The organism is Vibrio sp. 10N.261.52.A1 (assembly GCF_002876325.1).
GTDB lineage: Bacteria > Pseudomonadota > Gammaproteobacteria > Enterobacterales > Vibrionaceae > Vibrio > Vibrio chagasii.
In genome coordinates this window covers 1-6,555 of sequence record NZ_MCYD01000669.1, presented here as the reverse complement: position 1 = coordinate 6,555, position 6,555 = coordinate 1, and the positions used below count along the sequence as shown (strand labels likewise).

General features: G+C 43.4%; 3 protein-coding genes. All 3 read right to left on the bottom strand.

The genetic code is table 11. The features are described 5' to 3' along the window. The coding region (gene dptH, locus BCT81_RS12725; RefSeq protein ID WP_102424653.1) for a DNA phosphorothioation-dependent restriction protein DptH at positions 1 to 4,371 on the bottom strand (4,371 nt) is incomplete at its 3' end. After that, entirely contained in the window at positions 4,352 to 5,692 is a 1,341-nt protein-coding gene (gene dptG / locus BCT81_RS12720) for a DNA phosphorothioation-dependent restriction protein DptG (RefSeq protein WP_102424652.1), read from the bottom strand. The genes dptG and dptH, both read right to left, overlap by 20 nt. Position 5,693: 1 nt before the next feature. Then, positions 5,694 to 6,555: DNA phosphorothioation-dependent restriction protein DptF (gene dptF, locus BCT81_RS12715; RefSeq protein WP_102424651.1), on the bottom strand; the 862-nt coding region annotated here is incomplete at its 5' end.

Genomic DNA, 6,555 nt, shown 5'->3' with positions numbered 1-6,555 from the left:
ACGTAAACGCAGTTGTTGTTTTTGCCCTAGGCCAAACGCTTTACCCATGGTTTCGGAGAAGCCACGTGCGGTGTGCACTGGCAGCATTGGTGTGTCACCAAACAAGCTCAATGGGTTGTACGGCAGTTTGTGAAGGTTAAACTTCTTACCCGCTGTCGCCTGTTGGAACTTATCGTCTACATAATCGGATTTGTAGTCGAAAATAAGCATCCCAATAGGTGCACCATTTACGTTATCTGCTTGGTTGCGGTAAAGCTGGGTGATCACCGACTTGGTAAACTGAGTTTTACCCGTACCCATGGTGCCGATAATACCGGTATTGGTATTCATGAATTTGGCAGTATTAGTTGGCTCCCAGTTCAGTGGTGCTTGTGTTAGCGCATTATGACCAAACAACACGTTTAAGTTGCTGTTAGACTCGACCTTCATAGGCTCAACTGCTGACACTACTTGCTCTTCAACAACCGGCAGCTCAGGCTGCACTGATTCTGTAGTTTCAACCTCATCAGACTCCACCACTACAGGCTGTGATTCAGCTTCAGCGAGTTTTTCTAATCGAGTTTCACCGTTCAGCACATACTCACTTGGCACGTGGCAAAGTTTCACTACATCTAACTCGTTCAACACTTCTTGCAACGGAGTTTCCACCAAGCCAGGAAGTAGCCCCATAGGTAGGTCGACTTTTAACACCCCTTCCATCATTTGGTAGTCAGGTTGTAAACAGCCAGCCCCTTCAAGGTGGCTAACCACAAAGCCTTCTGGGTAATCTGCAATTTGACCAAGTGAGTAGTCACCTCTTAGCCACTCTTCTTTGTTTGCCAGCAAAGTGTCGAAGTAATCATCAGCAAATACTTTGTATAAGCGATACTTATCAACTTGCATCAAAACTTGGCGCATGAACAAACCACGGTATAACTTGCTCGCTAAGTCTTTGCTTCCAAGTAAGTCTTGGCTTAAGTAACGTAATAACTCTTTTGATTGTTTAACGGCTTTGTTGTAATTCGGCACCGAACCCGTTTTCACTTCAACAGGTAGCAAGTACATGTCTTGGTCTTTGAAACCAACCAGCAATACATCGTCAGAAATTTCGCCTTTCTTGTAACCTTGAACGTTGCGGGAGAATTCGCTATCAGACATTTTCAGGCCAATATTACCCGATACGCGAATCATCTCGGCAACAGACAGCGGCACCCATGTAATGTCTGAATCATGCACTAGGCTAGTCACAAACTTGTATGCACCAATCACGCCTTTGCGCTCTTTATTGATGGTTGGCGCACAGGTCATCATTTTCAACAGCCAATCACCGTTGAACGCGTTGAACTCATTGATTTGGCCGCCATCTCCTTGCTTGATGACTTTCTCAAACAAACCGCGCTGTGCAGTAACGGTGATTGCATCGTAGCTAGAAGAACTGGTGTACTGATCTGAATAGTGAATCAATACTACATCTTCATTACTGTGGAAGAAGTCTAATGTCACTTTCGGATCAATAATGGTCGTCCAGATAGAGCTATCGTATGAACGTTCCAGTAAGCCTTTAAAGTCCTCACTGACTGCTAAGGCAACTGCATTTGCACCGTGATATTGAGTGTTCGCTTTGAGTGCTGGCTTTAATAAAGCACCAACATACTTCGCCATCATTAAGTGTGGGTGGTCTTGGTAGTCCGTACCTTTCAATCCAAAGCCCGTAAAGTACGAACCTGATTTACTTTCAGAAGCATCACCTGTTAGTAGGCCATCACAAGCAATGCCTGATGCCATGTCTTCTATCGCAATATCTGAACAATCAACCTTGTCATTATTACGGAAGAAAGAAAGGTGTGCGTATGACTGGCCATCTTTCTCTGCCTGAGCATTCGTGAACTTACTGTACGTTAGACGAGTACGAAGGATGTCGATAATAGTATCGGCAACCTCACGCACTTTACCTTTGTTGAGCTCTAACCACTCTTTTAGTTCATCGTAATTGGCTGTTTCTGCGAATCGGTCAAACGCATTGAACGCTAGCTTATCGTCATACAGGTTAATGTGAATCGATGCAGACTGCTCTTGATTGCTACGGATGTAATCCACCAGCCCCATAAACAGCTCTTCAGCACTGTCTTGGTTCACCGCATTAACGATAATGCTCTTCTCAGAGCCTGTGAACAGTTGGCTGAATGCAGTTTGGAACTCATCGATTTTCTCTTTTACCAGCTTACGGACGAATGTAAGAGAACTTTTCTCTTGAGGGACGCTCTTGATCCAAAACGCGTTCTCTTTCACCTGCTGGTTGTAGGAAAACTCATGTTTAGGATGGTAAACATATGGCAGCAAACCCTTTGGCGACAAGCGTTCAAAGGTGACATCAGGAAGCTGAGCAAAGCTCTTATCATCACGAATCGCACCTCTTAGATTGAGGTAATAAGCCAAAATCAGCGGATGGAAAGGCGAGTAGTATTCTTCGTCTTCAGATTGCACCAAACCGATTTTCAACGCTGATTTCTGTTCTTTTGTCAGCATGCTACCCGTTGGGATTGCTTCAAAATACGCTAAGCAAGCATCAACTGTATTTTGGACGAGTGTTGTATACTCATCGCCCCAAGATGCCAGTGATGGTGTGCTACGGCGTTGTTCTAGGTAATCAAAAAGCTCAACGTAAGAGGAGTGAATAGCATCATCAATCGCTTGCAGGTCATCGAGCTTAATTGCCCCAGAATCCGCAATAGACACGACCTTGTTGTTGATGAACTCTTCTTCCCAACGCAACAGTTTTAAACGGACACCTGGAACAACAAACTCACTGTTATCAATGCCGACTTTGCCTTTTTGAGAATAAAACTCACCGTTGTATTCATCTTTGAAAAGCTTGTGGTAACGACCTCTATTAAGCAGTAAGGGTAAACTCAATGAATCAGTCGCTACTGCACCTTCAACATTAAATTTGAGCTGGTTATCACCTGATTTAACAGCAAAATCTATTTCGTCAGCTTCATTAGCTAACGCTTCAAAATCCACAAAGGCATAATCTGTAGCATCGACAACCTGCTTGGCATCAAGCAGTGAATATGCGCTGCCTTCGTTGGCTCTGATTTGCAGTTTGTTCTCTTCCATGTTCAAGGTTAAACGCTGCTTCGCTGGTGCAGGCTCTACCAAGAAGATATTTTTGAATGGCTCAATATAGAACTCGCCTTTACGGACAACTAAACAACGGAAGTTATAAACCTCAGATTTGTTCTCACGCTTTAGAGCCAAGTTAAAGAACAGCGGTTCATGCTTGTACGTACCTTTCAAACTAGCTCGTGTTGTTTTCAGACCATTCAGTGTGGTAATCACTTCTTCATTATTCAGCGCTTTTGCTGGCTGAATTTTGAACTGGCTTTTATCGAGATTACTCGCACCTTGGAAGATCAGCTTCAGTTCAAACTCATTAACACCTTCATCTAACTCGATGATTAAGTGGCGATCACGCATGCCTGCTTTGGTCTCTGCACGATTACGAGCTGTGATGGTCATACCGTCGCTAGCCTGCTCTTCTTCGAGAACTAGCTGCTGCTGAGCATTGCGCTTTTTCTCTTGTAGGAATGCTTCGAGCTCAACATCTTTCCATGCATCCGTTTCTGAGAAGTTCTCTTTAATAAATTTCTCGCCAAATGATTTCAAGCGGTCTTGAAGCTGACCACCAAAGTGTTCAACTTCAAAAGAGAGCTCTTCGTAAAGTGCACGGTTGTCTTCTAGGCGTTTTTTAATTTGCTTAGGATTGCCGCTCATTTCAGCTACGAGTGGATCCTCAAACATGCCTAATTCATTGAAGCGTAAGTCACCGTCTTCAACGGCTTTGTATAGCGACTCGAAACCAAACATGGTTGCGCCATCTTCTAAAATGGCATCGAATTGATCATCAAGCAGACAGTTCGACACATCGCGCCCTTTGTCTTGCTGATCAATCAATCCTTTCATTGCGGCTTTGATCTTTGATGCGCTCCAAACCTGCCCCACTTGAGCCAAGTCTTCTGCAGAGTTTATCAAGGTATCAAGCAAGCTGTTATGGATTACAACTAGAGCGCAACCTTTTAAGTAACCAGATTGGCTCGCCACTTCGTCACGTAGATGTGAGATATAGTTTTCAGTGAAGCCTTCGAATTCTGCTGGGTTTTCGCTATGAATCACAGGTACGATTTTGCAGCCTGATAGTTCAATGAATGGCAACTTGATATCGTTAGTCGCATCAATGCTGTTTTCAGAATGAGCCGTCATCGCTTGATACAAGCGCATACTATTTTCATTGTCTGGCGACTTAAATTGATAACGGAAACCTGCCTTAATGTGTGTTTCAGCATCCGCTAAAAACTGCTCTACTAGAAAGGTCTCAAATTGTTTTACGGACATAAACTGCGTCTCCACTATCACTCATGCGCTCTACGTTACCAATGCGCTCATAGAATTTAATTAGTTCTTGTTCTGTTTGTTTATCAACGAAAATGCCACGTTGCTCAAAAGCTGTGATCAGTTCGTGGAAACGGAGTTTGTCCTTTTCTCCAACAACAAGGTTGGTCAATAAGATGATGTAGTCTTGGTTGAGCACTAATACTCGACCGCTGCGGCCTCGACTTTGAATAAAGTGAGACGCTAGGTACTTTTCTACTTCTGACACATACTTCTTGTTGATATTGAAACGTTCGCCGACGCTAAACTGTGCGGATGCGAGCTTCATTATGTTACCAAGCCAGTCGATCGCCAGTTCAGATTCATCTAGAGCTGTGTCTAGATTACGCTGTGACTTAAAGGCTCTGGCAAAGTTTTCTAGGTGTTCTTTTAGGTGCGTCGATTTCGACTCTTGAATACCCTTAGATATCTCCCACAGAGGTACTTTTATCGCGCTCTTATCTCCAACACCCGGCTGAAGCAGCTCAAGCATCGTCAGCATAGGGAATAGTCGAGTGGCTGACTCATTAAACAGCTTATAGCCATGATTCTTAATATGAGTACGCTCATTACTGGCACGCTCATGATCCATAATGAAATAGAGAGGCTTAGCCACTGGCTCTTGACCACTGCGCCAATCTGTTAGCGCTAAACTCAACTGCGCAGTGTATGCGAAACCATAAAAAGACAGGAACGACTCTATTTCACTAAGCAGATACTTAGGGCGACTTGCCAAGAATTTAAGGTCGTCACGGAATGCTTTCGAAAGATAAGGTAGATACGGTTTCTCGCTCGCTTGCAACGACGAGTCAGACTTCATTTTTCCACGAAGCGTAGAAAGCATTTCACGTTCAATAAAGTTTAATTTGGCATCAAACTCTTCTACACGCATGTTCTGAAGTAAATTGGTGTACATAGAAGCAACACGTGAATCACCCGCTGCAAATTCACCTTTTTGTGCACGGAACAGAAGGAGTTCAGGGCTCACAGTAAAGATGTCTTTATTTTCAAAATACATCTCTTTTAACACTTGCCAAAACTCTTCTTCACCAAGCTTTTCTTCAAACGCGCTTTGGCAGTCGGCCACAAACTCGTCGTAGCTATAGCCTTCTACCTTTTTACGTAAAAGCCCACGCAAAACCAAACCGATGACAGCATCAAAATCAAAATCATTGCCTTTAGTTCGAATAGGTAAGTAGCTGGTTAGGCTGTTTTTATTCGGCACGCCTTCCGCAGTTTGTGGCAGCGATTGATTAAATGGTTGGGTGTAATTATCCATTGTCATTTTATAAGCCACTCACTTCAAAATATTCATCATCTTCATTCACGATCTTGTAGCGTTTGTCGTTTTTGAGAATAAACAGAGTATTCTTTTCGTTCGCTACCGTGATGATTTGCTCAATCACTTCATCCAAGAGAAGTACGGCGTTTTTGTCGTGCTTATTCGGACGGTACCCTTGGTTGATTTTTTCCAATAACTCCAACAAGTTAATACTTATCGGCATTGGCAGAAGCGAATGATCGTCGACTCGAATATGAGCGTTAAATGAGCCTATCTTGCTCACTGCTTGCGTTTTAATCGATGAAAAGTCAGGTTTCACTTCAAGTTCAGCCGCTGTTTTGAAGCCGTTGTATTCAGAGATAAAGAACTGGTCTTTATCAAGTGATGGCGAATTGCGGTTACAGTAGCGATGCACAGCTGAAATGAGAGTATCTTTATAGAACTTATTCAGCTCTTTCTTCTGCTTTCCTGAACCATCAAACTCACGGTGAAGCAGCCAGATGTTTGCGTATTGATGGACCAAAGAGTTATCAAAGTCTGCTTTCAGCTCATTGATGTAGCCATTCGCAAATTGCTCTTCGTCCTTCAACAGATAAACCATACGCAAGTATGAAGCTGCGGTGAGCACATCAAATACACCCTGTGCTTTCACTTGATCTTTAAGTTGTGTAAAGCCTTCATCTTCAATACCCAAACCAAACTGAAGAACAAACTCATCTACTTTTCGAGTGTGGATATTGCTTGGGTCAAAGCTTTGAATATGCTCTAAAAGCTCGTTATCTGAGCCAGAGAATAGATTGTCAAACAGGTAGTCATCGCCCGCTAAGATCTGGTAAACAAAGTCCAATAGCGCTCGCGCCGTTAGG

Coding starts and splice junctions, on each gene's coding strand:
- dptG (WP_102424652.1), bottom strand. CDS start 5,692: ATGACAATGGATAATTACACCCAACCATTTAATCAATCGCTGCCACAA.